Source organism: Halorubrum sp. FL23, from assembly GCF_052439115.2.
In the GTDB taxonomy this organism is placed as follows: Archaea; Halobacteriota; Halobacteria; order Halobacteriales; family Haloferacaceae; genus Halorubrum; species Halorubrum persicum.
In genome coordinates, this window is sequence record NZ_JBQVRO020000009.1 from 68,289 (window position 1) to 94,461 (window position 26,173).

Consider the following 26,173-nt stretch of genomic DNA (forward strand, 5'->3'; position numbering starts at 1 on the left):
GCCAGTGACTGCCTCAGAGATGGTTTATTCATATCTGACGCTGACTACCAGTCACTGTCGTTCATCGCTCAACTTTGCGAGTTCGCCCTCGACAGAGTCCACGAGAGCCGTGTATGTCCTGTCAGCTAATGTGTTGAGGTCACTCCAGTGACTCTGTCTTAGCCTCGATCATGTGGCGTTCTGTTGCCAGCCGAACACTCCTGTCGTCACTATCATTCCAGTCATGAACCCTGTTCCATGCGCAACCACATTCACGAACCGCCCTCCCTGAACGTCAATTTGGAATAACAGGGAAACCAGCACTACCAGGACAACCCACCCGGTACCGACACGTACACCGACATCACCGTTCTGCATCCAGACACGTCGTACCCGCTGCACCAGATCGACACGACTCACACCAATAATGAAGAGAACCCCGCTCGTCGCAACAAGGCCGATAGCCGCTGTTTCTGGTACTATATCGGATGTGATCGATAACCCTGTGAGCGACGCGACTGCCAGCGTCCCCGCCGTTACCACGCCAACAGAATATCCAAACTGCGCTGTCACCGTTGCGAGCAATACTACGTACAGCATGCCACCGAACGCACTCACTACAGCTGAAAACCCGGTTGCCGTCGTTGATCTGGCAACGACCTCCCACTGAACCATGAGAACCCAGTAATCAACGAGCTTTGTCACTGGCGGCCCAATCACGACACACGCAACTGTAGCGAGCCAGAATACGCGGCGATACCCCTGCTTAACGAGAAGTGCGTATGTGGAACTGATCACGATTCCGTACCACGCGAGGTTCGACAATAGGTGCGACCAACTATCATACAGTGTCGCCGCTGTCCATGCCGTCACTACTGACGGTTCACCATACGTGAACACGAACACTGTTCGAAGTGACTCGGGGAGTAACACATGTACCGCAATGAGGAACACGCCAAACCCAGCCAGTATCATCCCATCTACTGGCTTGTCCTGTACAGATGCCGGCAGTACTCCACTCATTATAGTGGCGCAATCGAGGAGGGCTAAAAACACTCAAAAATCAGTCGCTCTCGCTGGGGGTTGTATATTAGGGCTTTGTTAAAATCCTCAGTGACTGATGATTTAGCGGGCTATGCTGAATACAGAGCGCCTATAGTGAACAGTTACTTCCAATCTTACAAAGAATTTTCATATACTACGAGCATTTTATCCAGTAGAGTGAGGAAAGACATATTGCGTCTACTCCAGATTTCAGTACTCCCATCTACATACATCGGTAGGCAATCGGAAATTGAAGCCGCAGGAGTCTCAGAGCATGTATACTGGATACCAGCCGACATCATGCGTGCTCCGGCGAAAGCCACAGTGTTCAACACCATCAGATTAAACGAGAATCTTACTGAGCGATTCCCACAAGACGTTGTAGAGTACATTTTTCTCCATGAGCGGGGACACGCAGCTCGGAGTCGAATAAATCAGGTGTGGTTCCTTCTCGGGACAACGCTGACCTTCTTACTTGCTGGGGTAAGTGTTGGATTCGTAGTTGTGTTCGGCTTGTTTGCGGCAACGAACCCCATACCATAAGTGATTGGACTGCTGGTTCTCTCGCTGTGTTTGTCAACCGTCTTTTCGTGGTTGTTCTGTCGGGTGAAATTCAAAGAGGAACTCCGTGCGGAACGATATGCACTCAACCAGCTCGGCGAGGATGAGTTTCGACGCCGAAGCGAGACGTATGAGGAGATAGTCGATCGGAGTCGGTATGATCGATTCAAGCGGCGATTATTCTACCCATCAGTCGATACCGTGATTTCGGAACACGAAGACGGCCAGCGTGGACAGTGTGGGTGAAAGTAACCGGGTTAGATCAGGCAAGTCAATCATAGATAGATTAGACTTGCCGTGTGTAATCCCCCCGCCACTGGCTGCAAATGCTGACGAAACTGAATTTCAACAGGATTCGTATAGAATCTTCTCAGATGGATCTGAGCGGTCGGCCCACTAATCCGGGGCTACAGAACCCCAAACCGGGAGCTACCACCCCGTGTTATTGAGGTCAACTGCTGATCTTAAACCTGGGGAAGGAACCCGATTACTGCGTTGTTGAAACTGAATAGAGCCATGGCATCTCGTGTTAGTTATTTTCTATCGAGGGTTTAACTCACAAGATCGTGGATCAATATATGATGACATCACAAATTGAAGCCCAAATCCCACCACTCGCACAGATCAAGGACGCAGTCACTGCAGGATACGCTACAAGCCTGTACATCGCCGAACGAGACAAAGGACCCCATGGAAAACGTCTCGCGGTCTTAGAGGTTGATCCGGACTACCGGGTCGAATGTGTGCTCGATCTCCAAGATTTCGGCTTCGAAGAGCAAACGATGGAAGCGATGTACACCGTGCCAATAGAGGGTACCCCGCTGATGGTTGATCTTGGAGAAATTGAGTCAGATACGCAACTTCGAAAGCTGCTGTCGTGTTTGGAGGCTCGTGACGATAGCTGCTAATCCAAAAATAAAATCGGTGATACTCAGAAGTCGTCAAGACAATAATGCTCTTCGTGGATTCGCTCAACTGGGCATTACTTACCCACAACTAAGTTGCCATCCTTGACAATTCTCTCATCACAACGGTCGCACCCCAAGTGAGTCGCTGGAGGTGGGCTTGAGTCTCTGGAAGTGTATCTCACATCTTTATGACTTCTGTTCGGAAATGTAACAGATTCGAATTTTAGGCTTTCCGGCCAGAAGTCCTTAGAACCGCACGCTGGGCAGCGATAGCCGATTTCACGCGCCCAATTAGCGGCCTCTTCAGAAATGTTGCTCATCCCGAATAGAACCGAGATCGTTCCGTGCTTAGTGGTTGCGCGCTCAGTCCTAACCGTCGATTTACCAAGAGTCACTGAATTTGATGGGACCACTGAATCGAATAGTATTTAGATTTCTCAGGAAGGCCATCCAACAAAAGCGGCGGGATTACGGTCCTTGATACAGACCAATTAGATAGACTCCCCAGTCGCGAACCTAATTATGTCTACGCAAACTACAGGAGACGATAACCGAGAACAGCTTCAGGAACTGCTACGGGATCTCTTTCAATTCGACGCTGCCGATCTCGATTTTGGTGTCTACCGGATACTGAACCAGCGTCGAGATCGAATTGAGCAATTCATCGAAGAGGATCTTCTTGACGCTGTCGACGAGAGTCTCGAATCTCTGGCTGAGGCGAAGCGCACCGAGATAGAAGAGGAACTCGAAGAGAAAGCCGAAGAACTTCAGAAGGGCTGGGAAGACAACATCTTCAATCCTGATGGCTCCCTAAAAGATCAATACGCAAACCTGGGACAGAAGGATCTTGAAGAGTATCAGGACCTTTGGGAGACCCGAGAACATGTCGCCGTCGCTGAGGAGACAGAAGCCCGCATCTTTAACGACCTGTACCGATTCTTCTCTCGGTACTACGAGGACGGAGACTTTCACACCAAGCGCCGGATCTCCTCGAAGGACTCGAAGTACTACGTCCCGTACAACGGAGAAGAGACGTACTTCCACTGGGCGAACAATGACCAGTACTACGTCAAAACGAGCGAGCACTTCACGGAGTATCGATTTGATGCCAACGAGTGGACCGTCGAGTTCCGCTTAGAGGAGGCGGATGTGCCACAGGACAACGTCAAGGGGGACAGTCGATACTTCGTTCTCGGTCGTGGCAACCCGGTTGCGATGGACGCTGACGAGCAGATGGTGACGATTCGATTCCAGTACCGACAGATCACCGAAGACGAGGCGGACGACTACGTCGAGGCATACAACGAGGCGACGGGCGACGACCGAAGTTCCTTCGCGCACATGACGCCCGATATGCGGTGTGACGCCCTCGAAGGGCGTATCGTAGGTTACGTTGAGGAAACGGTAGCGGAACGCATCCTCACCGCTGAGAAGGATGACAACGCCACCTCGACAGTGCTAAAGAGCCACCTCAATCGGTACGTCTCGGAGAACTCGATGGACTACTTTGTCCACAAGAACCTCCAAGAGTTCCTTGAGGGCGAGCTTGAATTCTTCCTCCAGAATGAGGTACTCGACGTCGACGAACTGATCAAGGCGGATAACGGTTCGTCTCCTCCGGTGCTTCAGGCTCGGACAGTTCGTGAAATTGCGGAACGCATCATCTCATTCCTTGCGCAGATAGAAGACTTCCAGAAGCGGCTCTTCGAGAAGAAGAAGTTCGTCGTACAGACCGACTACATGGTCACGCTTGACCAGGTCCCTGACAACCTGTACGACAAGGTTCTTGAAAACGACGAGCAGCTGGAACAATGGCAGGATGTCTACAATACAGATCACTGGGATATGGATCTGAAGTGGCAGGGTGAGTTCGATCAGTCATTCTTGAACAACCACCCCTACGTGATGATCGACACCGCGTTGTTCGACGACGAGTTCAAGCTGAAACTCTTGTCTTCATTCGAGGATATTGAAGAAGCCACGGACGGAGTGCTGATTAATAGCGAGAACTTCCAGGCACTGAATCTCCTTATGGAGAAGTATCGTAATGAGGTTGACTGCACGTATATCGACCCACCGTACAACACTGGTGGACGCGAGTTCATCTACAAGGACAACTACCAGCACTCGTCGTGGCTATCTATGATGGCGGATAGACTTCAGATTGGTCGCCAGATCTTATCTGGTGAGGGAGCCTTCTTCGCAAACATTGATGATAATGAACATGGCAACTTACGCCAACTTATAGATAATATATACGGGGAAGAGAATTTCGTTGCCAATGTGGTTTGGGAGAAAAAATATGCCCGTCAAAACGATGCAACGTGGTTCAGTACATCGCATGACCATCTCTTGGTCACGGCGAAGGACAAGAAAAAATGGGAAATCCACCCTCTCCCTCGAACTGAGGATCAAAACAAAGCATACACAAACCCCGATGGTGATCCCAGAGGGCCTTGGCAGTCAGTTGTATACACTTGCAATAAGACTGCTGAACAACGACCTAACCTATACTATCCTATCGAACATCCGAAGACAGGAGAAGATATTTGGCCCAGTAAGACGCGAGTCTGGGCGTTCGATCAAGAAACACACAAAAAGAATGTAGAGGAAGATCGGCTTTGGTGGGGAGAAAATCAAGAGAAGACAAAGCCCAGACAGAAAGTATTCTTGGACGAAATGGGCGGTATTGTGCCGAAAACCATCTGGTCAAGAGATTTCGCTGGTGACAACCAGAAGGCACAGAGAGACCTCGCCTCACTCGGATTGGGAGGAACCTTTTCAAATCCAAAGCCGACCTCGCTCGTACAGCGGGTTAGCCAAGTCTCGATGTCCAAGGGGGACACACTCTTGGATTTCTTTGCGGGTTCAGGGACAGCAGCAATTGCAACCCTACAACTGAACCGCGAGGACGGAGGAAACCGCGACTATATCATGGTTGAGATGGGGAAATATTTCGATACTGTTCTCAGACCCCGAATTCAGAAACGTGTTTTCTCGGATGATTGGGATGAGGGTGTGCCTGAAGATCGAGATGGTCAGACACATCTCGTTAAATATCATCGTCTCGAATCTTACGAGGATGCGCTCAATAATATCGCTCTGAGAGAATCCAGTGGCCCCTTACAGGATTATTTGGAGGAGGAAGTAGAAGACTACACTTCGGGATATATGCTTGACTTCGAATCACAAGATAGTGCTTCACTTCTTCCCGAAGGCTCGTTTGAGGAGCCGTTCAACCACGAGTTGAAGATTGAGCAGAATGGGACGAGCCGAGAACCAACGACCGTCGACCTCGTCGAGACGTTTCACTACCTCATCGGAGCCGACGTCCGCCAATACTGGCGGGAGACGCATCAGGACCGAAAATACGTCGTTACCGAGTGTGAGGTCGATACAGAGTCGGGCATTGAAACAGCCCTCACAGCATGGCGACCGACAGAGGATATAGACTACGACGAAGAGGAAGAATGGTTCGACGACGAGTTTGACACCGAATCGTACGACCGCGTCTACGTGAACGGCGAGAGTCAAATCACGCAGTCAGAACCGCTCGAAATTACGTTCCGAGAGCAGATGGAGGAGGGTCCCAATGTCGCGTAGTGCGCTCGAGAAGCTCCGGAAGCGAATGGCGTTGACCGCCTACTTCCGTGACGCCTTCGGCGTCGACAACCCGAACGACCCCAGCTCAGTCCGCCAGTACTACGAAGAACTGGACAACCAAGAAGAGGGGTACGACGACGAAGGGCGTAGCGATGTCTATCGGTTCGTCTCGTTCAAATCCGACAGTGAGGTTCTAACGTCCGAACAGTTGCTTCGGTACGACGAGAACGTCAAAACGCACACTGAAGCACTCAACGAACGCCGATCGGACCCGATCACGCTGAAGCCATTCCAGGTTCTGGCGTGTCTGATGACGGAGGCGTATCTCGATAGGGTGGTGAACAACCGAGAGGCGTTTCTGACCAACCTCAACGAATTCGTTAACGAGCAGAACGACGAAAAGGGACTTATCAAATTCCCTGAGTTCGACGATAGCGACCTCGACAAACTGGCGTTCTGGATGGCAACGGGCAGTGGGAAGACACTGCTCATGCATATCAACTACTATCAGTACCTCGACTACGTGGAGGACTCGGATGACTTCCCTGAGAACATTCTCCTTGTGACACCGAATGAGGGTCTCTCAGAGCAGCACATTGAGGACCTGCGCGAGAGCAGTATTCCGTGTCACCACTTCAACGCCGATACTATCGAACTACAGAGTACAGGGAAAAACCCGGTCAAGGTCATTGAGATCCAGAAGTTGGTCGAAGAGAAGAGTGGTGAGGGTCTCAGCGTCGAAGTGGAGTCGTTCGGTCACAACAACCTTGTCCTCGTCGACGAAGGCCACAAGGGTTCTGGAAAGGGCCAGACATGGCGGAAGCTCCGCGAGAGTCTCGCCGAAGACGGGTTTACCTTCGAATACAGTGCGACATTTGGGCAAGCACTTTCGAAGGCAAGCGTCGATGTTGAGGAAGAGTACGGGAAGTCGATCCTCTTCGACTATTCGTATCCACGGTTCTACGATGACGGATACGGAAAGGACTACCACATCGTTAATCTCGAGAGTGAGGTCGACACCGACATCCGTGATCGGTACCTGCTCGCGAACCTACTCACCTACTACGAGCAGATCTACGTGTTCAACCAAGACCCAGAGACAATCCGAAACACGTACAATATCAGATACCCGCTTCTCGTCTTCATCGGTCACACGGTAAACGCAACGACAAAATCTGAGGTCAGCAAAAATGAAGACCGGACCCTCTCCGACGTCGAGAAATCACTGGACTTCATGGCAAGAGTCCTCAAGAACGAGGATAACTGGGTCCCGAAGGTTATCGATCGCGTTCTTCAGAAGGACGCTGGCCTGGTTGACGACGATGAAATCGACCCGTTTGGGGACGCACTTGAGGCACTCCGTGCCACCAGCCTTGACGGCGAGGAAATATATGCCCAGCTACTGGAGGAGATGTTCCACGTCCGTGCGTCATCAGGCCTTGACCTCGTCAATATCGAGAACGCAGATGGAGAGATTGGTCTTCGAGCGAGCGGGACAGATGACTACTTCGGCGTAATCAACATCGGTGGGGACCGGGTATTCCTCGATCGAGTCGATGGTGTATACGAACATATTACCGTCGAATCAGATCAATTCAAGAAGTCGCTCTTTCGCTCGATCAACAAGCGTGACTCATCAATTAACGTTCTCATGGGATCACGCAAGTTCATCGAGGGATGGGATTCCTGGCGTGTTTCTACGATGGGGCTAATGAACTTCGGAAAAGGCGAAGGCTCTCAGGTCATTCAACTCTTTGGAAGAGGGGTTCGGCTTCTGGGGAAAGACCGAACTCTTAAGCGATCTTCGGAACTCGAAGCCAATCCGTCATCGAATCTCTCTCTCTTGGAGACGCTGAATGTTTTCGGTGTTCGCGCCGATTACATGGCGCAATTCCGAGATTACCTCTCCGATGAGGGTATCGACACGGATCCGCGTGATGTGGTAGAGATCGAGACACAGACGCAAGATCATTTCAAAAATCAGGGACTACTTGTTGTACGCCCGGAGGTAGACTCGGAGTACGCTGACGAGGTCAGCCTTGAGCTTGAAGCAACAGCCGACCTCACACCTGAGATTGACATCATGCCCCAAGTTGGAGTCTTGTCGTCTCGCGATGAATCTGCCAATGACTTCGATGAGAAGGTGCCACGAACAATACCAGAAGAGTATCTTGATCTACTCGACTGGCACGAGATCTATCGAAAGGTCTGGCAATTCCGCAAACAAAAGGGCTACCGGAATCTCATCTCTGAGAAAAAAACGCTACAGGAGATACTCTCAAACGAGTACTATACCTTGTACTGCCCGCAGTCAATGCTTGAAGTCAATCACTTCGATGATCTTGAGCAGGTGCAGCAGATTGCCGTTATGATCCTCCGGAAGTACATCAAGGATTTCTATTCTGAGCAGCAGAGCAATTGGGAACAGAGTCAGTTGTCCTACGTTTCAATGGACGATGAGCTTAGTCGCGAGCAAGGAAACTTCCTCGAGAAGCACACACTGTCCGTCAAAACAAGCGCCGAAGACTTCCTGAGCGAGCTACAGGAGACAGTCGAGAATGACTCGTTGTATACAACTTCTAATGGAAAACCAAATCGGGTTCATTTCGATCGTCACCTGTACCTCCCACTCATCGCCGAGGAGACGGGCGTTGACGAAGATGACATTGACTATTCGCCACCACCGCTGAACGAAGGTGAGGAGCAGTTCGTGAGGAACCTAAGGAACTATTTCAGATCCGGTGACGGTGAGAAAATCCTCGGCTCGTGGGAGGTGTACTTACTCAGAAATCAATCTCGCGGAAAAGGAGTCGGATTGCTCAGTGATGGGAATCGGTTCTTCCCCGACTTCATCATGTGGTTACAGAACGAAGACGAACAGCATATCGTTTTCTTAGAACCGCATGGCATGGTTCGTGAAGGGGAACCGCTCGAAGATCACCGCGTCAAATTCTACGACGGGATCGATTCATATGAGAGCGAATTAGCGGAGCGCACGGACAAAGACCATGTCTCGCTACACTCCTACGTCATCTCTCAAACCGGTCTAAACAACCTTCGAGATTTGTCGCGGGTGGACACCCGCGAAGAGTTTCACGACGTAGGACTCTACTTCCCAAACGAGATCAATCAGATCGTAACAGATGTCCTTGGGGGTGTGTCTACAGAGCCTAAGGAAACGAACGCCGAATAACGGAAGTAGAATCTATATTCTATCGGACGGCATTCCAGAACCAGCTTCTGAGTCGTATTCGGTGTCGAGTGTAGTGTGTGCTGACCGTAACTGCGACTGATATTTTTTCCTCAGATAATGAAAATAAGATATTAGAATTTTTGACTGATATACTTAGTCAGCTTTAGATTGAGTTGGTTTATATCCCTTCGTTAGTTGAGTTCGGGCCTTATCGGTGGTTTCTATCTCTCCATAGATTGAGTCGTCTAATCTGTCGTACCACTTCCGGCGGAGATTGGGCATATCATCATTAAGCTCTCGTCGACGAGTTTCAAGATCATCATACTTCTCTCGTAGTTCCTCGGAAGTAGCTGAGTCATCGGGAAGATCAAGTGTTAGGAAATCCCGATACTCGTTCAACAGTTTGTGATAGGCCTCCCCAGCTCTATAATTCGCCTCAGCTTTCTTTTGTGGGTTTGTTGCTGTTTTGTATCCTGCTGCGACTGCTGTGAGGATAGCCAGTCCAACCGTTAGGTTCGGAAATTCATTCCAAACCAACGCAGTTGTGACGAGAGCTGCCCCAGCTGTCGTCCCGATGTCGAGAAGACGACTTCTACGCGAATAAGAATCTGCAGCCTCAAAATGCGCTTTATATGTCCACAGCGTGCTGTCAGCTCCATTGGCGGCCCGATCTGACAATCGGTCTAACGTGTTTGAATCCTCGCTGCTGACTTCCAGGGAGCTATTCATTTGTCAGAGAATCCGTCACCGTATACCTCACGAAGCCGTTCCTTCGCCGCTTTTGTTCGCCCCTCTTGTTTCAGTCTCTGCGCTGTTTCGAGGGCCTCCGCCGCTTCTTGAGCCTTCTGTACTGCCTCTCTTCGCTCAGCTTGGCTCATCCCAGAATCAACCGGTTCGTTATATATCGGTTCACGGGTTGTCTGTTGTATCCGATTCGGGAGTGATTCTACAAAATCCGATGCCAGATCATGGTAATTGTTCGGGACACGCCCGCCAGTCTTCGACTTATTAGCAAAGTAATTGTAGACCATCACCTCCATCGTGTATCCTCGCACAGGTACGTTGTTATTGTTGGCCCAGGTCTTCATGCTCCTCGCCAGACCCGCAACCTTCCCATTATGTACATCGTTCCGCGCCTCAAATTGCTGCTTGTACCTTCGAGGGTTCGTTCCAACCCATGACTGCTGTCCGTGAGTATCTGGAATTGCGTAACCATCGTTCTGGCTATCAAACGGATTGAGACCTTGGGATGGGTCCTCCGCATGAGGTACCTGATTATAATCGAATGCCGGAACGATTTCTATCGTCGAATCGTGATATTGCACGCAAACTGCGTTCTGGTCGATACTGACGTTTGTCTCGGAGAAGCGTGGATCATTTTCGATACGGCGCTTAATAGCTCGAAGACAGTTTTGAGGTCCATTTTCTTGCGTTATCCACTGCCGGTGCTGATCCGCGTCAAGGACAACCATCATATCGGCATCCGTGTCCTGGGACATCGGGCCGACCACAGTTTCTCTGGTGAAAGATCCGATAAGCTGGGAGTCAGTGACTCCAATTTCTTCCCGAAGGATCTCCTCAAGAACATCTCGACGACTCGAAATGGTCTCGCCTTGCAGGTCAGTGAGTCGTGTCTCGTCGACAAAATTTTGATAGGCTTCGTCGACCTCATCGCCCTGTGAGATTGTCTCCTGAATTGTCTCACCGAGTGGCCCCGTATTGGGTGAACCACGCCCATCGTCGCTGTAATTGTACCCAGAACCGGAACTACGTCCCATTGTTATGCCACCTCCTGTGGGCTATCAGCCCACATACCAAGCGTGGATTGACCAATTCCAAGTGCGGAGTTGACCTGATCTTGGAGTTCGACAAACCGGTTTCTATACACTTCTGACGATGCCTCACGTAGATGTACTCTCGTTCGCCACTGATTCAAACCAGCTGCGGCAGTTACCTGCGGTGGTAGTCGGCGGAGCATGGCCGGCGACAGAAGTCCAATCAGCAGGATGTCACGGTCGGGCATCATTGAAACGCCCAACTGAATATCCTTGAGTAACTCCCCGAATCCACCGCCTTCTAAGAAGTACTGCGTCCCATAGAAGGCATAGAACTCAACACCAAGCACGTCGAAAGCGGGTTTCACTACACTCCATTCTTCGCGTGTGAGGGCCTTTGGCAGCGGAATTATGCTAACAGAGGTATTGTCCGATTCTTGTGCGAATGCAAGCATTCGATTGAGGTACTTTCGTAGTCGATCTTTGCGTTCTGAACGCTCTGTGTCACGGTAAATCGGTATATCACAGGGGATGTGATAATCAGGAGCGAATTCGCTGATCATCTCGAATTCGTCCCGCCAGTGTAGTCCAGATAGGTACTCGTCAGTCACTGTTGATGTCGTGATTACGTCGATACCCGATGGGAAATATGATTCAGCCGTCTGAGACCGATTCAACAGCCGGTCTACGTCCGAGAGCCGAACGAGGATCTGTGAGATCTCAGGCACTGATTCAAGAAATTCGATGTGCGCTTGCTGTGGCTCAATCAGTGGAATACAACCGGACGGTGAATTGTCGGAGTTAACTATACTCCCCGGGGTCTGAACAGAGTTTTCTGGACTCATGATCTGGCTCGTCTCCCTGGTATTTTCGGACGGAGCGGGTGATTTCAGGTTGCTCCGAGTTTTTGGGAGACATTAGCGGACTGTACGGCGTGAGTGAATTTAATAGATTTGCTGATACAATCGATAGTAACACTGCAATTGAGACAATGAAGAATGAGATAACAGTCTCAGATAGGGTCCATATTGTTCCTCTGGGATACGAAAAAGACCGTATACTGGAACCGTTGCGCGAACTCAAGGCGGACCGAGTGATACTGCTTCTACATGAGAACGAAGGTCATGATCCATGGTATCACAAGGAAGTCAAAAAGACATTGCGTGAAAGCTCGTTAGATCTGGTAGAGCGAGATTGCAACATCTTCGACATGTATGGCTCAATCGAAAGGATCGCCAGTATCGTTGACCAGCATACAAGCGATGATGTGTATGTGAACTTAGCTACAGGGTCGAAGGTAACTGCTATCGGAGGAATGATTGCCTGTATGCTAACCAACGCCACCCCATACTACGTCCGCGCAAAAAAATACGGACCCGAGGACGAAGAAGGACCACCAAATGACCCAGTTAGCTCTGGTGTTGAAGGCATAGACAATTTACCCTCATTTCATATTGATGAACCCCCAGCAGAGCAAATCCGGATACTGAGATTTGTTTCCGAAAAAGGGCCAGTAGCGAAGAGTAATCTTAGCGAATTTGGAAAGGAGACGGACCTTCCATTCATGAGCAATCATAATTCTAAGCATAGAACTGGGGAATATCGGTTGTTAGACAGCCACATTATCAAACCACTACTTGAGCGGGATGCAATCAAGGTAGAAGAAATTGGACGAAGAAGTGAGGTCAGGATAACCGATGATGGGAAAAATACTCTCAGGGCCTTCAATTATCTATTATGAACCGACCTCATTGGATAGACAAAATAACGGTCCAAAGTTATAATTAATCCAGTAGGGATCGGTGGGGTGTGTCGATATTTCGTTTAGTTATTTCTCTTCCATTGAAGCCAAGAGACAGTCATTGATGCGGCCCCAACTTTCCGATAGATCGTATACACTGTAGAGAGTGTGATACCGATACTTGCGGCACCTATTCCATTCCCTAATTCAACCAGAATCATCACACGAGGTGCAGCTCGTCCTATGAGAGGTATTGAATTCAGTATTAATGATGAATCGAATACAAAGGGAATGAGGGTGTATATCGACAGAAGGAGTGCATCTGGGGAAGGTAATATCCCGGTTACAACACCTGCTGCGACTGCTAATACAATTACAAACGCATATTTTCGCACTACTTTTCGTCCCTTTCCGATGGTTGTCTCAGGTGAGTTTGAATCTACATTACGAAAATAATGGAAGGCTGAGAAGAAATCGTCAAGCATGGTTTAGATAGTTTGTCACATCAGTATAAAATTTCTCCAAGAAGTGGCGTGACGACTGCCAAATCTCTATATCGCCGATAGTACCGAACCCGGTAGTTCTCCTGAGCTACTCAACCCCGTTGATACTCCGTTCTCTATCGAACCCTTTTCTGTGAGATGTCACTCGACCCCAATCATTAAGTCGAATGCCGTTTTGGTTCTTCGCGAATCGACAGACGGCGTCGACCGCCGTCACGGAGCGTGACGAAATCACCCCCCAGAATGAACCCGAAATACCGTAGACCGCTACGCTGTCTGGTGGTTTGCTCTGTATCCACGGCGCGAAGGATTGTGACGGGCGCGACGGGATTTGAACCCGCGGCATCTTGGTCCGGAACCAAGTGCTCTGTCCGCTGAGCTACGCGCCCTCACGACCGGATATCCGCGGCGAGCGTTTAACGCTTCTGACTGCGGTCGTCCGAGTGGGTCGATGGCGGGGGATCGCCGCGGAAGATGCGCCGATCGATGGAGAACGATCGCCCGCAACCGTCGGGTATCGCCTCCGATTATCCCCGGTGATATTTTCAGGGCGCAACTTTATCCGATCGCGTTCGAAGGGGAAACCGAATCAGCGTGACTCTCCGCCCAACCGATCGCCCGTTGGCCGCCCGTCGCGACGCTCCCGCCGGCGATCGCCGGGAGTTGACCGACGGATGCGACGACCGATCCGATCGGGACTCGGCGGGAGAGAGGAGCCAATCGGGGGCGGGCGGTGGTGTCGACCCCGTCGAGGACGCCGCGCCGACCGACCCGCCCGTACCGGGTGCCGACCGGTTCGTCGCGGCCGTCGCGGTCGACGGCGAAGTGTTGTTCGCCGGGCCGTCGGTGCCCGCGGTGCTCGGAGTCGAGCGGGCGTCCCTCGTCGGCGAGGACCTGTTGGAGCACGTTCACCCGAACGACCGCGACCCCGTCGCCGACGCGCTCTCCGCGGTCGCGACCGACCGCGTCGTCACACACCGACTCCGCCACGCGAACGGCGGATTCGTCTGGGTCGAATCCGTCGTCGACGACGAGCTGGCCCCCGAGTTCGGGGGGCGCGTCGTCACCGCACGCCGCGTCGACTCGGAGGCGGCCTTCCCGGAGCGGTTCCGGGAGTTCCTGGAGTACGGGTCGGATCTCGTCACCGTCGTCGACGCCGACGGTCGGGTCCGGTACGAGAGCCCGTCCGTCGAGGAGGTGCTCGGCTACGAGCAGGGGTCGACCGTGGGGCGCTCGCCGCTCGGCTACGTCCACCCCGACGACCGCGAGCGCGTGACGGAGCGGTTCTACCGCGCCCTCAACGACCCCGACGAGACGCCCACGATGGAGTACCGCTACCGCACCGCCGAGGGCGACTGGGTCTGGCTGGAGTCCCGGACCCGGTCGCTGCCCGCCGACGCCGCGGTCGGGCGCCTGCTCATCAACTCGCGGGACGTGAGCGAGCGGAAGGCGCGCGAGCGCCGGCTCACCGACCGCAACGCGCGGCTCGACCGCTTCGCCAGCATCGTCTCGCACGACCTCCGAAACCCGCTGTCCGTGATCCGGGGGTCGATAGAGATGGCGAAGCTGAAAGACGACACCGAACCCCTGGAGCGCGGGGAGCGCGCCGCCGACCGGATCGACCAGCTGGTCTCGGAGCTGCTGACGCTGGCGCGACAGGGCACCGGGATCGACGAGCCGACCGAGTTCGCGCTCGGGGACGTCGCCCGCGAGGCGTGGGACACCGCCGGACATGCGGACGCGAGGCTCGTCGTCGGCGCGGACGCGCAGGTGCGCGGCGACCGCGGCCGCCTGCGACAGGCGTTCGAGAACCTGTTCCGGAACGCGACGGAACACGCCGTACCGGACGGGGAGAAGGGCATTCGGCCGGGCGACGGCTCCGGCGACCCCCGGCTGACCGACGGCGGCGAGGACGCCGTCCTCACCGTCGTCGTGACCGCGACCGACGAGGGGTTTCTCGTCGCCGACGACGGGCCGGGAATCCCCTCGACACACCGCGAGGAGGTGTTCGCCCCCGGCTTCACGACCCGCGAGGACGGGACGGGGTACGGGCTCGACATCGTCCGCGAGGTCGTCGAGTCGCACGGCTGGACGATCGGTCTCCGGGGCGAGAGCGCGGCGCCGCCGTGTCCCGAGGAGGTGCCGGTCCCTGACGGGGCCTGCTTCGTGGTCCGAGGGCCCGACCCCGACGCGGCCGAAACGGGCGAGCCGTGGATCGATCGGTAACCGGCGTCGGCGCATCGTGTCGCTTCGGCGCGTTGTGTCGTCCCGTCGCGTTTATTCCTCCCGCGCGCCAATCCGACCCGTGCCCCCCGTGGACGTGACCGTCCGGCCGGTCGAGCGCGCCGACCTACTCGCCGTGGTGCGGATCGAGCGCGAGTGCTTCTCGGACCCGTGGCCGTACGACGCCTTCGAGCGGCTGCTCGACGAGCCCGCGTTCCTCGTCGCGGAGCGGGAGGGGGCGGTCGTCGGCTACGTCGTCGCGGACGCCACCCCGAACCACGGGCGCGACATCGGCCACGTGAAGGACCTCGCGGTCCACCCCGAGGCGCGCGAGCGGGGGATCGGCCGGACCCTGCTCCGGTCCGCGCTCGCGCGGCTCCGCGCGGTCGGCGTCGCGGTCGTGCGGCTCGAAGTGCGCGAGAGCAACGCGGCCGCGCGGTCGCTGTACGCGGACGAGGGGTTCGACCCGATCCGCCGCGTCTCGAACTACTACCGGGACGGGGAGGACGCGCTCGTGCTCGTCATCGACCTCGCGGAGTGGACGGCGGGGGAGTGACGCACTGCGCCGCCCACGCGGGCGCCCTCGGTTGACAAGCCTTAGTGCCCCGGAGGCCAACCCCGTGGTATGAGTTCGGTTCCCGAGCGGGCGGATATCGACGAGGCGTACAAGTGGGACCTCCAGAGCATCTACGCCGACGACGAGGAGTGGGAGACCGCCTACGAGGCGGTGTCGGAGCGGATCGAGGAGCTGACGGCGTACGAGGGACGGGTCGCCGACGACGCCGCGACCCTCCTCGAACTGCTGGAGCTGCGCGAGGAGATCTTCCGCGATCTCCAGCAGGTGACGACGTACGCCCGGCTCCGCAGCGCCGAGGACACCCGGAACCAGGAGTATCAGGCGATGTCGGCGAAGGCGTCCTCGCTCGGCTCCGAGGCGTCGAGCGCGGTCTCCTATCTCGAGCCGGAGCTCCAGTCGCTCACCGAGGCGGAGGTGGAGTCCTTTATCGACGCCGAGCCCGCGCTCGCGGAGTACGAGCACTACCTCGACGACGTGTTGCGGATGAAAGAACACACGCGCTCCGCCGAGGTGGAAGAGGTGCTCGCGGACCTCTCCGAGGTCACGGACGCGCCGAGCGAGATCTACTCGATGCTGACGAACGCGGACATGAGCTACGGCGTCGTCGACGACCCCGACGGCGAGGAGGTCGAGATCACGCAGGCGAACTTCACGAAGCTCCAGAAGAACCCGGACCGCGCGTTCCGCGAGCGCGTCCACGAGACGTTCTACGACGAGTGGGCGAGCGTGCGCAACACGGTGGGCACGTCCTTGGAGAAGGCCGTCCGAGAGCACGCGACGAGCGCCGAGATCCGCGGCTACGACTCGGCGCGGCAGGCCGCGCTCGACGGCTCGAACGTCCCGGTCGAGGTGTACGACACGCTCGTCGACAGCGTCGACGACAACCTCGACGTGCTCCACCGCCACGCCGGCCTGAAGGCCGAGGCGCTCGGCGTCGACCGGCTGGAGAGCCACGACCTGTACATGTCGCTGACCGGCGATCAGGGGCCCGACGTGGAGTACGAACAGGCCCGCGAATGGGTGATCGAGGCGGTCGCGCCGCTGGGCGAGGCGTACCAGGAGCGGATGGCCGAGGGGCTCGACTCGCGGTGGGTCGACGTGTACGAGAACCGCGGGAAGCGCTCCGGCGCGTTCTCCTCGGGGACGTACGACACCCAGCCGTTCATCCTGATGAACTACCAGGACGACATCGCCTCGATGTTCACGCTGGCGCACGAGCTCGGCCACTCGATGCACTCGGAGCTGGCCGGCGACGCCCAGCCGTGGCACGACGCGAGCTACGAGATCTTCGTCGCCGAGATCGCCTCCACCGTCAACGAGACCCTGCTCACCCACCACCTGCTCGACACGGTCGAGGACGACGAGCTGCGCACCCACGTGCTCGACGAGTACCTCGAGCGGTTCCGCTCGACCCTCTTCCGGCAGACGATGTTCGCGGCGTTCGAACAGCGGATCCACGAGCGCGTCGAGGCCGGCGAGGCGCTCACCCCCGACGCGTTCGACGAGATATACGCCGACCTCAAGGGCGACTACTACGCGCCCGCCGAGCTGACCGGCGGCATCGAACGCGAGTGGGAGCGGATTCCGCACTTCTACTACAACTTCTACGTCTATCAGTACGCGACCGGCATCTCCGCGGCGGCCGCGATCGTCGAACGCGTCCTGGAGGAGGGGGAGGACGCCGCCGCCGACTACCGCGAGATGCTCGCCGCGGGCGGCTCCGACTACCCCCTCGACGTCGTCGAGCTCGCCGGGATCGACATGGCCTCGCCGGACCCGATCGAGTCCGCGGTCGGGATCTACGACGACTACCTCGACGAGGTCGCGGCGCTGCTCGATCTGGAGTAGTCGGGGAGCGCCCCGGACGACGCCCGCCGTTAACTCGTCGCCGCCGCGCGCGACGGCGGACGGAAAATCGACCGCAGCGAGGGGGTGATATAAGTATCCGCCGGGGCGTTTACGATGGTAATGAATGACAGTCAGGAGGAGGCGGTCGGAGTCCTCCTCGATGCGCTTCCGGATCTCTTCTTCGCGGTCGGCGAAGACGGGACCATGGAGCTGTGGAACGACGCCGTTCCGGAGGTCACCGGCTACGACGAGGCCGCGTTACGGCGGATGACGCCGGCGGAGTTCGTCCCCACCGCGGACGACGATCGAGTGACCGAAACGATCGCGGAGGCGCTCGAGGCCGGAGCGGGAACCATCGAAGCGGAGCTCACGACGGCGACCGGAGAGCGCATCCCCTACCAGTTCAGCCTCCGCCCGGCGCCCGACGAGAGCGCGCTCGCATTCGTCGGCATCGGACGTGACATCGCGGCTCGAAAACGCGCCGAGAGAGACCGGGACGGGATCCTCAACCGGATGCGTGACGGCTTCTTCGCGGTCGACGACGAATGGCGGATCACCTACGCCAACGAGAAGGGCGAACAGCTCCTCTCCCGAGCGATGAACCGCCCTCGCGAGACGACGCTCGAGGGGTTACACCTGTGGGAGGAGATCCCGGACGCCGTCGAGACGACGTTCTATCGGGAGTACAACCGCGCGATGGAGACCGGGGAGCCGGTCTCGTTCGAGGAGTACTTCCCGCCGCTCGAGGACTGGTTCGAGGTCCGGGCGTTCCCGGACGACACCGGGCTCTCGATCTACTTCCGCGAGATAACCGAGGAGCAACGGTACCGCGACCGGCTCGAACACCGCGAACAGGTGTTAAAGGAGCTTCACGACATCACCGCCGACCGCGACGCCAGCTTCGCCGAGCAGGTGCAGCGGCTGCTCGTGCTCGGGCGCGACGAGTTCGGCACCGAGTTCGGCTCGCTCTCGGAGATCGTCGGCGACAAGTACCGGTTCGAGGTCGTCGACGCGGACGACGACACCATCCAGGCGGGCGATGTCGTCCCGCTGGAAGCGACGAACTGCGAACGGGTGGCGGGCCGGAGAGAGACCATCGCCTGGGGGGACGTCGCACGGGACGCGCCCGAGGAGACCGACCGCGCCGGCTACACCGACTGGGGGATCTCCTGTTATCTCGGGGGGCCGGTGTACGACAACGACGGGGTTTACGGCACGTTCTGCTTCTACGGGACCGACACGCGCGCCGATCGGTTCTCCGAGTGGGAGGTGACGCTCGTCGATCTGATGAGCCGGTGGGTGAGCTACGAGCTGCAGCGCGAACAGATCACCGAGAAGCTCCAGCGACAGAACGATCGCCTCGAGCAGTTCGCGAGCATCGTCAGCCACGACCTCCGCGGTCCACTGAACGTGCTGCGGGGACGGCTCGAACTCGTCGAGGAAACCGGTGACCCGTCGGATCTGGCGGGGTGTTTCGACGCGGTGGAGCGGATGGAAGCGCTCATCGACGACGTGCTGTCGCTGTCGAAGGCGGGGGACGCGATCGACGACATCGAGCTGATCGGCCTCAGAGAGTGCGCGACGCTGGCGTGGGACGCCGCCCCGACCGAAACGGCGAGCCTCGAGCTCGCGACCGACGCGACGGTGACGGCGGACGCCTCGCGGCTGCAACAGCTGTTGGAGAACCTCTTCCGGAACAGCGTGGAACACGGTTCCACGGGCAACCGGACCTCGTCCGGTGACAGCGTGGAACACGGCGGCGAGGACGTGACGGTGACCGTCGGACGGCTCGAAGACGGCTTCTACGTCGAGGACGACGGCCCCGGTATCCCCGAGTCGGAGCGGGGCGACGTGTTCGACAGCGGGTACACCACGACGGACGACGGAACGGGGTTCGGGCTCGCGATCGTCGCCGACATCGCCGACGCGCACGGGTGGACGATCCGGGTCGCGGAGGCGGAGTCCGGCGGCGCCCGGTTCGAACTCACGAACGTCGGGGTGCGAGACGGAGCCGCGGACGGTCAGCGAGCCGGGTGAGTCGGCGGAGTCGCGGTCGCTGGACGGGAGTACCGGAGTGACGAGCCGTCGCCTCCGCGACCCTCCGACGCAACCCTTACGCCTCGTGACCGTCAAAACCGGGTATATGACCGACGAACGCGACGGCGACCGCCACGAGTTCTCCGCCGGGCAGGGCGTCGACGCCGACTACGAGGAGTTCACCCTCGACCCCGAAGAGATCGACGCCGACCCGAACACGGTCGACCCCGTCGACTCGCGCGTCCTCACCGACATCATGGACAAGCGCAACGTCGAGAGCGACGCGATCGACGTGGAGCGGCTGATCGACGTGGGGCTGTCGTACATGGGGATCAACCGCTTCGAGGAGGCGACCGAGACGTTCGAGCGCGCCGCCAGCTTCGCCGAGGAGGACTCGCTGGAAGCACAGGAGGCGTGGGTGAACAAGGGCGCGGCCCACGCCGAGTTAGAGGAGTACGACCGAGCGATCGGCGCCTACGAGGAGGCGCTGCGGATCGACGACGACTCCGAGCACGCCGCGACCGCCGAGACCAACCTCGCGTACGCGCTCTGGGAGTCGGGCCGCGGCGAGCAGGCCCTGGAACACGCGGAGCGCGCCGTCGAGACCGACCCGCGCTTCGCGGAAGCGTGGTACAACCGCGGGTTCCTGCTGGTCGAGCGCGGGCTCGCCGAGGACGCCGTCACCTGTTTCGACAACGCGGTCCGGCTCGGCTACCGGAGCGCGGGCGTGTTAGAGGAGAAGGCCCGCGCGTTGGAGGAGGCGGGCGAGCACGAGCAGGCCGAAGAGGTGGCCGACCGCGCCGAGGAGATCCGCCGCGAGGCGGAAGAGCAGATGGTCGAAGAGCAGACCGGACAGGCGCCCGGTCCCGGCGGACAGGCCGGCGGTCGGCCCGGCGCAGGCGGACAGCCCGGTGGACAGCCCGGCGGGCGAGGCGGTCGCGGCGGCGGACGCGAGGAGCCGGAGCGAGAGCTCCAGGGCGAGGGGCCAGAGGGGTTCTAGATGCTCCTCCGCGAGCGTGAGACCGCCGAGGGGCGGCTCGTCTCCGTCTGCGACGCCGACTGCCTCGGCGAGACGTACGACAACGGGCGCGCGACGATCACCGTCACCGAGGAGTTCTACGGCGGCGACGACGCGGTCGAAGCGACCGCGGAGGAGGTCGTCGCGGGGCTCCAGCGCGCGCAGGTGGCGAACATCGTCGGCACGGAGGCCGTCGGCGTTGCCGTCGATGCGGGGCTCGTCGACGAGGAGACCGTACTGGAGTTCGGCGAGACCCGACACGCACAATTACTTTGGCTCTGACCTGCGGGTATGAAGCGACTCACGCGATCGGAACTGACGGCGGTGTTGGGTCCGCATCCGCCGTCGGACGCGTTCTGGAACCGCGCGATCGACGCCGAACGCGCCGTCATCGGCGTCTCCGCTGAGGTCGTGGCAGGCGAGGCGGACGGTGAGAACGCGGAGCAAGCGCGTCGGAACCGCCGGCGACGCGGGGGGAGAGGGCCGGACGGACCACTCTCGACGGGCGACATCGTCGACGTGGGAGCCCACGCGTTCGTCGTGGTCGGCGTCGAGGAAACCCGATCCGGCGGACGGCGGTACCCGATCGAGCTGGTCGAGCCGCGCCGAGACGACCGACGAAGCGGGTGACCGGGCGCGCTACAGGTCGGCGACGTCTTCGATCGCGTCGGTGAGCGCTTTGACGCTCTCGACGGTGTGCTCGCCCATGTGGCCGATGCGGAACGTCTCCTCGCCGAGCTGCGAGCCGTAGCCGTTCGAGAACGCCATGTCGTACTCCTCGCTCACGTCCTCGATCGTCGCGGCGACGTCGATCCCCTGCGTGTTCTCGATGCAGGCGACCGTCTGCGACTCGTACCCCTCCTCGGGGAACATCGCGAAGTGCTCGTCCGCCCAGTCGTGGACGTACGCCATCATCTCGCGGTGGCGCTCGTCGCGGGCGCGGTGCCCCTCGTCGAGCATGTGTTTCATCTGCTTGCGGTACGCCAACATGATCGGGATGGCAGGCGTCGAGTGCGTCTGGCCCTTCCGGTCGTAGTAGTCGATGGTGCGCCGGAAGCCGCCGTACCACGAGGAGGTCCCCTTCTCGACCTCGCGGTCGTAGGCGTCGTCGCTGACGACGCAGACGGCGAGTCCGGGCGGCATCGCGAACGCCTTCTGGGTGGACGCGAAGATCACGTCGATGTCGTGTTCGTCGATGTCGACGTAGTCGCCGCCGAGCGCGGAGACGGCGTCGACGACGAAGTACGTGTCCGGGTAGTCGGCGATCACGTCGCCGATCTCCTCGATGGGGTTGCGGACGCCGGTCGACGACTCGTTCATCACGGTCGCGACCACGTCGTAGTGTTTGTCCGTCGATTCGAGGTGGTCGCGGATGTCCTCGGGTTTGACGGCCTCGCCCCACTCGTACTCCAGCCGATCGACGTCTTTGCCGAGCCGCTCGGCGACGTTGGCGTGGCGCTCGCTGAAGCTCCCGCAGGTCGGCACGAGGATGTTCTCGTCGACGAGGTTGAGCGTCGACGCCTCCCAGAACTCGGTGCCGGAGGCAGTGAGGACGATCACGTCGTTGTCGGTGCCGAGGAACGTCTTCGTATCCTCGACGATGGTCGTGTACAGGTCGGTCATCCGGTCCATCCGGTGGCCGAACGTCGACTCCGTCATCGCCTCGATCACGTCGTCGCGGACCTCGGTCGGGCCGGGGATGTACAGCGTCTTGTCGTCGTAGTCGTCGCGGTATTCGCGTTTCTTCGTCACGGGATCCACCTGATGATTGCTACGGGGACGCGTGGGGGTATGTTCCTTGTGATACGCTCAAAACGACGGTGTCGTCCGTCGGGCGGGTCGCGGCGGTGCCGTCGGCGAGCCGCGGCGGTGCCGGGGTCGGAGCGCGTCTCACTTCCAGTGCCAGAAGTCGTTCCCGTCGTCCTCGACGGGGTCCGTGCGTTCGCGGAGGGCGGCGACATCCGCCTCGGTGGGCTCGTGATCGTCCGGGAGCGCCTCCATACACTCGAAACAGAGGAAGAACTCGGAGCCGTCGGTGAGCTCGAGCGTCAGTCCCTGCGTCGACTCGAACGCGAAGTTCCACAGATCGCCGATCCCGCCGGCGATCCTGACGGACCGCTCGCAGACGTCGCACGACTCCGATGCCATGCGCGAGATAGCGGTTCGGGGCGCTAATGCGTGTCGCTGTCGTCCGTGGTCGGCGAGGTGTGTTTCGCCGTCCGTCAGCCGTCGTCGGCGGCGATCACGTGCGCGTCCGCGGGGTCAAAGCCGACGACGACCTCGCCGGAGAGCGGGTCGCGCGTCCGGACCACGAGGTCGCGCCCGCCCCAGTCGAGGGTCACCCGCGTCGTCTCGCCGAGGAACTCGGCGCTGGCGACGGTCGCTCGGAGTCGGCTCGCTCCGTCGCCGATCCGCAGGTACTCGGGCCGCACGCAGAAGGTGAGGCGGTCTCCCGGTGTGACGCCGGAAGCGGTCGCTTCGTCGATCGCGACCCGCAGGGTCTCGCCGTCAACGTCGACGGCGGCGATTCGGGTGGTGCCCTCGCGCTCGCCGTCGCGCGCGACAGGCTCGCCGACGTCCACTACCCGCCCCGCGAACACGTTGTTGTCGCCGACGAACGCCGCGACGAACCGGCTCGACGGCTCCCGGTACACCGTCCGCGGGGGTGCGACCTGCTCGGGGGTCCCGTCGCGCATCACCGCGACGCGGTCGGAGATCGCCAGCGCCTCCTCCTGATCGTGGGTGACGTAGACGGTCGTAATCGAGAGCTCCGACTGAATCGTCCGGACCTGCACCCGGAGGCGCTCGCGGAGCTGCGCGTCGAGCGCGCTCATCGGCTCGTCGAGGAGGAGGAGGTCGGGTCCGGGCGCGAGCGCGCGGGCCATCGCGACGCGCTGCCGCTGCCCGCCCGAGAGGCTCTCCGGGTCGCGGTCGGCGGCGTCGGGGAGGTCCACCAGTTCGAGCAGCTCCGCGACGCGCTCCTCGCGGCTCACCCCGTCGGGCGGGTCGGCGAAGTTGAGCCCGTACCCGACGTTCTCGCCGACGGTCATGTGCGGGAACAGCGCGTAGTTCTGGAAGACGACGCCAACGTCGCGGTCCTCGGGCGGCACCCCCGCGACCGAGTCGCCGGCGAAGCGCACCGTCCCCGCGGTGGGCTCCTCGAACCCCGCGATCAGCCGGAGCGTCGTCGTCTTCCCGCAGCCGGAGGGGCCGACGAGCGTGAAGAACTCGCCCTCGCGCACCCGGAGGCTCACGTCGTCGACGGCGGCGGTGTCGCCGTACCGCTTGGTCACGCCGTCGAGTTCGACGGCCGGGTCGGCGCGAGACGGCTCGGCGTCACGCTCAGAGTCCACGCATCTCACCTCCGAGCCGCTCGATGACGACGAAGCTGAGCCCGGTGACGACGAGGAGGACGACGCCCATTGCGGTCGCCGGTCCGATCCGACGCCCGATGAACCGTTCGATGGCGACCGGCATCGTGTACGCGTCGGCGCCGGTGGCGAGCACCACCGTCGCCGTGAACTCGCCGATGGAGATGGCGAACGCGAACGCCGCGCCGGCGACCACGCCGGGCCACACGAGCGGGAGCTCCACGTCGCGGATCACCCGCGCCCGCGACGCGCCGAGCGCTCGCGCGGACTCGATCAGCGAGCGGTCGAGCCCCTCCAGTCCGGGCGCGACCGTCCGGACGACGAAGGGGTAGCCGGCGACCGCGTGCGCGACCACGATGGCGACCGCGCCGGTCGCCGCGAACCGCCACCCGGCGACCTCCACGCCGAAGACGAGCCCGCGGAGGAGCCCGAGCCCGACGATGATCCCGGAGACGGCGAGGGGCGCCATCGCGGCCGTGTCGACCAGCTTCCGCCCCCGGTACCGCCGCGTCGTCAGCACCGCGACCACGACGCCCATCGGGAGCGCGAGCAGCGTCGCCGCCGACGCGAACGCCAGCGAGTTGCGGATCGCGGGCCACGGGCGCACCTGAAACGCCGCCCCCGTGCGCTGGCGGTCGAGGAGGAACCGGTAGTGCTCCAGCGTGAGCGCCCCGTCCCCGCCCGTGACGCTCGCGAGGACCATCGAGGCGATGGGCGCGACGAAGACGAGCCCCGCGACGACGGCGTAGGCGGCGAGGCCGAGCCGGGGGAGCACCTCCCGTGCGGTCGGCGCCGTCGGGACGAGGGGTTTGCGCGGAAGGGGCCGAACCCCCCGCGAACTGACGCTGTTTCGCGCCTCGTACCGCAGGTACGCGAGCAGGACGCCGAGCGAGATCGCCAGCTCGACGATCGCCAGCGCCGCCGCCTCGGCGTAGTTCAGGTCGCGGACGAGCCGGTAGACGAACACCTCGACGGTCGCCAGCTCGAACCCGCCGAGCGCGAGGACGATCGGGAAGGTGCCGAAGGTGAACACGAAGGTGAGCGCCGCGCCCGTCAGCACGGCGGGGTACACCTGCGGCGCGACCACGTCGAAGAAGGCCCGGACCGGCCCCGCGCCGAGGCTCCGGGCCGTCTCGACCGCGCTCGCGTCGACCGACTCCCACGCCGCGGTCGTCACCCGAGCGACGAGCGGCGCGTTGTAGAACGCGTGGGCGATCACGATCGCCTCCAGCGTGAACATGAGGTCGACCGGCGGGAGCCCGGCGGCACCGAGAACCCGGTTGAGCGTCCCGTTGGTGCCGAACGTGGCGACGAAGCCGACGGCGACCATGATCGACGGGAGGACGAACGGGACGATCGTCAGCGACCGAAGGGTCCGGCGGCCGGGGAACTCGAAGCGCGCGAGGAGGTACGCCGCGGGGAGCCCCAGGGCGACGCTGGCGACCGTCGACAGCGCGGCCTGGTACGCGGTGAACCCCACGATCCCGAGCCGGCGGTCCGGCGAGAGGAGCCCGCGCGCCACCGCGACCGGTGACTCCCCCGCGAACAGCCGGGCGAGTTCGCCGAAGTAGAACGGGTCGCGCAGGAGCTCGCCGAACACGGCGAGCGTGGGGGCGCCGTCGACGAGCACCGCCTCGATCAGGACGGTGCCGACCGGGTAGTAGAACGCGCCGACGAGCAAGACGCTCGTGACGGCCGCGAGCGCGGTCAACAGGCGTCCTCGGAGGCGCCCGTTGAGCCGGTCGCGGAGCGTCCGACCGCCGCCGGCGGCGTCGCGGTTGGCGTCTGGCAC

General features: G+C 59.6%; 20 protein-coding genes and 1 tRNA gene. 11 read left to right on the top strand and 10 right to left on the bottom strand.

What is annotated here, in order from left to right; all coding sequences use genetic code 11:
• Nucleotides 1-168: 168 nt before the first annotated feature.
• A complete protein-coding gene (locus ACT4MF_RS12110) occupies nt 169-1,002 on the bottom strand; it encodes a hypothetical protein (RefSeq protein WP_444682795.1) in 834 nt (277 codons plus the stop codon).
• A 1,160-nt stretch (nt 1,003-2,162) separates the two neighbouring features.
• Here ACT4MF_RS12110 and ACT4MF_RS12115 point away from each other — a divergent pair.
• From ACT4MF_RS12115 to ACT4MF_RS12125, 3 genes are all read left to right on the top strand, one after another.
• Entirely contained in the window at nt 2,163-2,492 is a 330-nt protein-coding gene (locus tag ACT4MF_RS12115) for a hypothetical protein (protein WP_444682796.1), read from the top strand.
• Nucleotides 2,493-3,014: 522 nt separating this feature from the next.
• Complete coding sequence (locus ACT4MF_RS12120) at nt 3,015-6,095, top strand: site-specific DNA-methyltransferase (protein WP_444682797.1); 3,081 nt, start codon at nt 3,015-3,017, stop codon at nt 6,093-6,095.
• Nucleotides 6,085-9,288 carry a DEAD/DEAH box helicase family protein gene (locus ACT4MF_RS12125; protein WP_444682798.1) on the top strand — a complete coding sequence of 1,068 codons (3,204 nt, stop codon included), beginning with the start codon at nt 6,085-6,087 and terminating at the stop codon, nt 9,286-9,288. The genes ACT4MF_RS12120 and ACT4MF_RS12125 overlap by 11 nt, the downstream gene beginning before the upstream one ends.
• 153 nt (nt 9,289-9,441) lie before the next feature.
• Here the strand turns inward: ACT4MF_RS12125 and ACT4MF_RS12130 are convergent, their stop codons facing one another.
• The 3 genes from ACT4MF_RS12130 to ACT4MF_RS12140 are packed head-to-tail and all read right to left on the bottom strand — an operon-like array spanning nt 9,442 to nt 11,674.
• A complete protein-coding gene (locus ACT4MF_RS12130) occupies nt 9,442-10,017 on the bottom strand; it encodes an SLATT domain-containing protein (protein ID WP_444682799.1) in 576 nt (191 codons plus the stop codon).
• Nucleotides 10,014-11,066 carry a CBASS oligonucleotide cyclase gene (locus ACT4MF_RS12135; protein WP_444682800.1) on the bottom strand — a complete coding sequence of 351 codons (1,053 nt, stop codon included), beginning with the start codon at nt 11,064-11,066 and terminating at the stop codon, nt 10,014-10,016. Before ACT4MF_RS12135 ends, ACT4MF_RS12130 begins: the two co-directional genes overlap by 4 nt.
• A gap of 2 nt (nt 11,067-11,068) precedes the next feature.
• Entirely contained in the window at nt 11,069-11,674 is a 606-nt protein-coding gene (locus ACT4MF_RS12140; RefSeq protein WP_444682801.1) for a hypothetical protein, read from the bottom strand.
• A 323-nt stretch (nt 11,675-11,997) separates the two neighbouring features.
• On the opposite strand from ACT4MF_RS12140, the gene ACT4MF_RS12145 reads away from it, so the two are divergent.
• The gene (locus ACT4MF_RS12145) at nt 11,998-12,804 is read left to right on the top strand and encodes an HFX_2341 family transcriptional regulator domain-containing protein (RefSeq protein ID WP_444682802.1); all 807 of its coding nucleotides are present in this window, start codon (nt 11,998-12,000) and stop codon (nt 12,802-12,804) included.
• An 83-nt stretch (nt 12,805-12,887) separates the two neighbouring features.
• Here ACT4MF_RS12145 and ACT4MF_RS12150 read toward each other — a convergent pair whose 3' ends face one another.
• A complete protein-coding gene (locus ACT4MF_RS12150) occupies nt 12,888-13,289 on the bottom strand; it encodes a hypothetical protein (RefSeq protein ID WP_444682803.1) in 402 nt (133 codons plus the stop codon).
• Between the two features lie 334 nt (nt 13,290-13,623).
• A tRNA-Arg gene (locus ACT4MF_RS12155) sits at nt 13,624-13,696 on the bottom strand.
• A gap of 205 nt (nt 13,697-13,901) precedes the next feature.
• Here ACT4MF_RS12155 and ACT4MF_RS12160 point away from each other — a divergent pair.
• The 7 genes from ACT4MF_RS12160 to ACT4MF_RS12190 all read left to right on the top strand — a co-directional run bounded on the left by ACT4MF_RS12160 (nt 13,902) and on the right by ACT4MF_RS12190 (nt 21,640).
• Nucleotides 13,902-15,533, top strand: a complete 1,632-nt coding sequence (locus ACT4MF_RS12160; protein ID WP_444682804.1) for a PAS domain-containing protein — start codon at nt 13,902-13,904, stop codon at nt 15,531-15,533.
• Between the two features lie 79 nt (nt 15,534-15,612).
• Complete coding sequence (rimI, locus tag ACT4MF_RS12165) at nt 15,613-16,086, top strand: ribosomal protein S18-alanine N-acetyltransferase (protein WP_099254395.1); 474 nt, start codon at nt 15,613-15,615, stop codon at nt 16,084-16,086.
• 69 nt (nt 16,087-16,155) lie between these two features.
• A complete protein-coding gene (pepF, locus tag ACT4MF_RS12170) occupies nt 16,156-17,955 on the top strand; it encodes an oligoendopeptidase F (protein ID WP_444682805.1) in 1,800 nt (599 codons plus the stop codon).
• 120 nt (nt 17,956-18,075) lie between these two features.
• Nucleotides 18,076-19,992 (top strand): PAS domain-containing protein, encoded by a 1,917-nt coding sequence (locus tag ACT4MF_RS12175; RefSeq protein ID WP_444682806.1) that lies wholly within the window; start codon nt 18,076-18,078, stop codon nt 19,990-19,992.
• A 106-nt stretch (nt 19,993-20,098) separates the two neighbouring features.
• Nucleotides 20,099-20,992, top strand: a complete 894-nt coding sequence (locus tag ACT4MF_RS12180) for a tetratricopeptide repeat protein (protein ID WP_099254398.1) — start codon at nt 20,099-20,101, stop codon at nt 20,990-20,992.
• A complete protein-coding gene (locus ACT4MF_RS12185) occupies nt 20,993-21,292 on the top strand; it encodes a DUF424 domain-containing protein (RefSeq protein WP_099254399.1) in 300 nt (99 codons plus the stop codon).
• A 9-nt stretch (nt 21,293-21,301) separates the two neighbouring features.
• Nucleotides 21,302-21,640, top strand: a complete 339-nt coding sequence (locus ACT4MF_RS12190; protein ID WP_444682807.1) for a hypothetical protein — start codon at nt 21,302-21,304, stop codon at nt 21,638-21,640.
• Nucleotides 21,641-21,649: 9 nt separating this feature from the next.
• Here ACT4MF_RS12190 and ACT4MF_RS12195 read toward each other — a convergent pair whose 3' ends face one another.
• The 4 genes from ACT4MF_RS12195 to ACT4MF_RS12210 all read right to left on the bottom strand — a co-directional run bounded on the left by ACT4MF_RS12195 (nt 21,650) and on the right by ACT4MF_RS12210 (nt 26,173).
• Nucleotides 21,650-22,762 carry a pyridoxal-phosphate-dependent aminotransferase family protein gene (locus tag ACT4MF_RS12195; RefSeq protein WP_444682808.1) on the bottom strand — a complete coding sequence of 371 codons (1,113 nt, stop codon included), beginning with the start codon at nt 22,760-22,762 and terminating at the stop codon, nt 21,650-21,652.
• Between the two features lie 138 nt (nt 22,763-22,900).
• Complete coding sequence (locus tag ACT4MF_RS12200; RefSeq protein ID WP_099254401.1) at nt 22,901-23,158, bottom strand: DUF7561 family protein; 258 nt, start codon at nt 23,156-23,158, stop codon at nt 22,901-22,903.
• Between the two features lie 74 nt (nt 23,159-23,232).
• Entirely contained in the window at nt 23,233-24,363 is a 1,131-nt protein-coding gene (locus ACT4MF_RS12205) for an ABC transporter ATP-binding protein (protein ID WP_444682809.1), read from the bottom strand.
• Nucleotides 24,353-26,173, bottom strand: a complete 1,821-nt coding sequence (locus ACT4MF_RS12210) for an ABC transporter permease (RefSeq protein WP_444682861.1) — start codon at nt 26,171-26,173, stop codon at nt 24,353-24,355. The genes ACT4MF_RS12205 and ACT4MF_RS12210 overlap by 11 nt, the downstream gene beginning before the upstream one ends.

What these genes read in the sequence shown, in the direction of transcription:
- ACT4MF_RS12185 (WP_099254399.1), top strand. Translation starts at nt 20,993, where the DNA reads ATGCTCCTCCGCGAGCGTGAGACCGCCGAGGGGCGGCTCGTCTCCGTC.
- ACT4MF_RS12130 (WP_444682799.1), bottom strand. Translation starts at nt 10,017, where the DNA reads ATGAATAGCTCCCTGGAAGTCAGCAGCGAGGATTCAAACACGTTAGAC.
- ACT4MF_RS12120 (WP_444682797.1), top strand. Translation starts at nt 3,015, where the DNA reads ATGTCTACGCAAACTACAGGAGACGATAACCGAGAACAGCTTCAGGAA.
- ACT4MF_RS12125 (WP_444682798.1), top strand. Translation starts at nt 6,085, where the DNA reads ATGTCGCGTAGTGCGCTCGAGAAGCTCCGGAAGCGAATGGCGTTGACC.
- ACT4MF_RS12200 (WP_099254401.1), bottom strand. Translation starts at nt 23,158, where the DNA reads ATGGCATCGGAGTCGTGCGACGTCTGCGAGCGGTCCGTCAGGATCGCC.
- ACT4MF_RS12115 (WP_444682796.1), top strand. Translation starts at nt 2,163, where the DNA reads ATGATGACATCACAAATTGAAGCCCAAATCCCACCACTCGCACAGATC.
- ACT4MF_RS12175 (WP_444682806.1), top strand. Translation starts at nt 18,076, where the DNA reads ATGAATGACAGTCAGGAGGAGGCGGTCGGAGTCCTCCTCGATGCGCTT.
- ACT4MF_RS12110 (WP_444682795.1), bottom strand. Translation starts at nt 1,002, where the DNA reads ATGAGTGGAGTACTGCCGGCATCTGTACAGGACAAGCCAGTAGATGGG.
- pepF (WP_444682805.1), top strand. Translation starts at nt 16,156, where the DNA reads ATGAGTTCGGTTCCCGAGCGGGCGGATATCGACGAGGCGTACAAGTGG.
- ACT4MF_RS12150 (WP_444682803.1), bottom strand. Translation starts at nt 13,289, where the DNA reads ATGCTTGACGATTTCTTCTCAGCCTTCCATTATTTTCGTAATGTAGAT.
- ACT4MF_RS12135 (WP_444682800.1), bottom strand. Translation starts at nt 11,066, where the DNA reads ATGGGACGTAGTTCCGGTTCTGGGTACAATTACAGCGACGATGGGCGT.
- ACT4MF_RS12190 (WP_444682807.1), top strand. Translation starts at nt 21,302, where the DNA reads ATGAAGCGACTCACGCGATCGGAACTGACGGCGGTGTTGGGTCCGCAT.
- ACT4MF_RS12180 (WP_099254398.1), top strand. Translation starts at nt 20,099, where the DNA reads ATGACCGACGAACGCGACGGCGACCGCCACGAGTTCTCCGCCGGGCAG.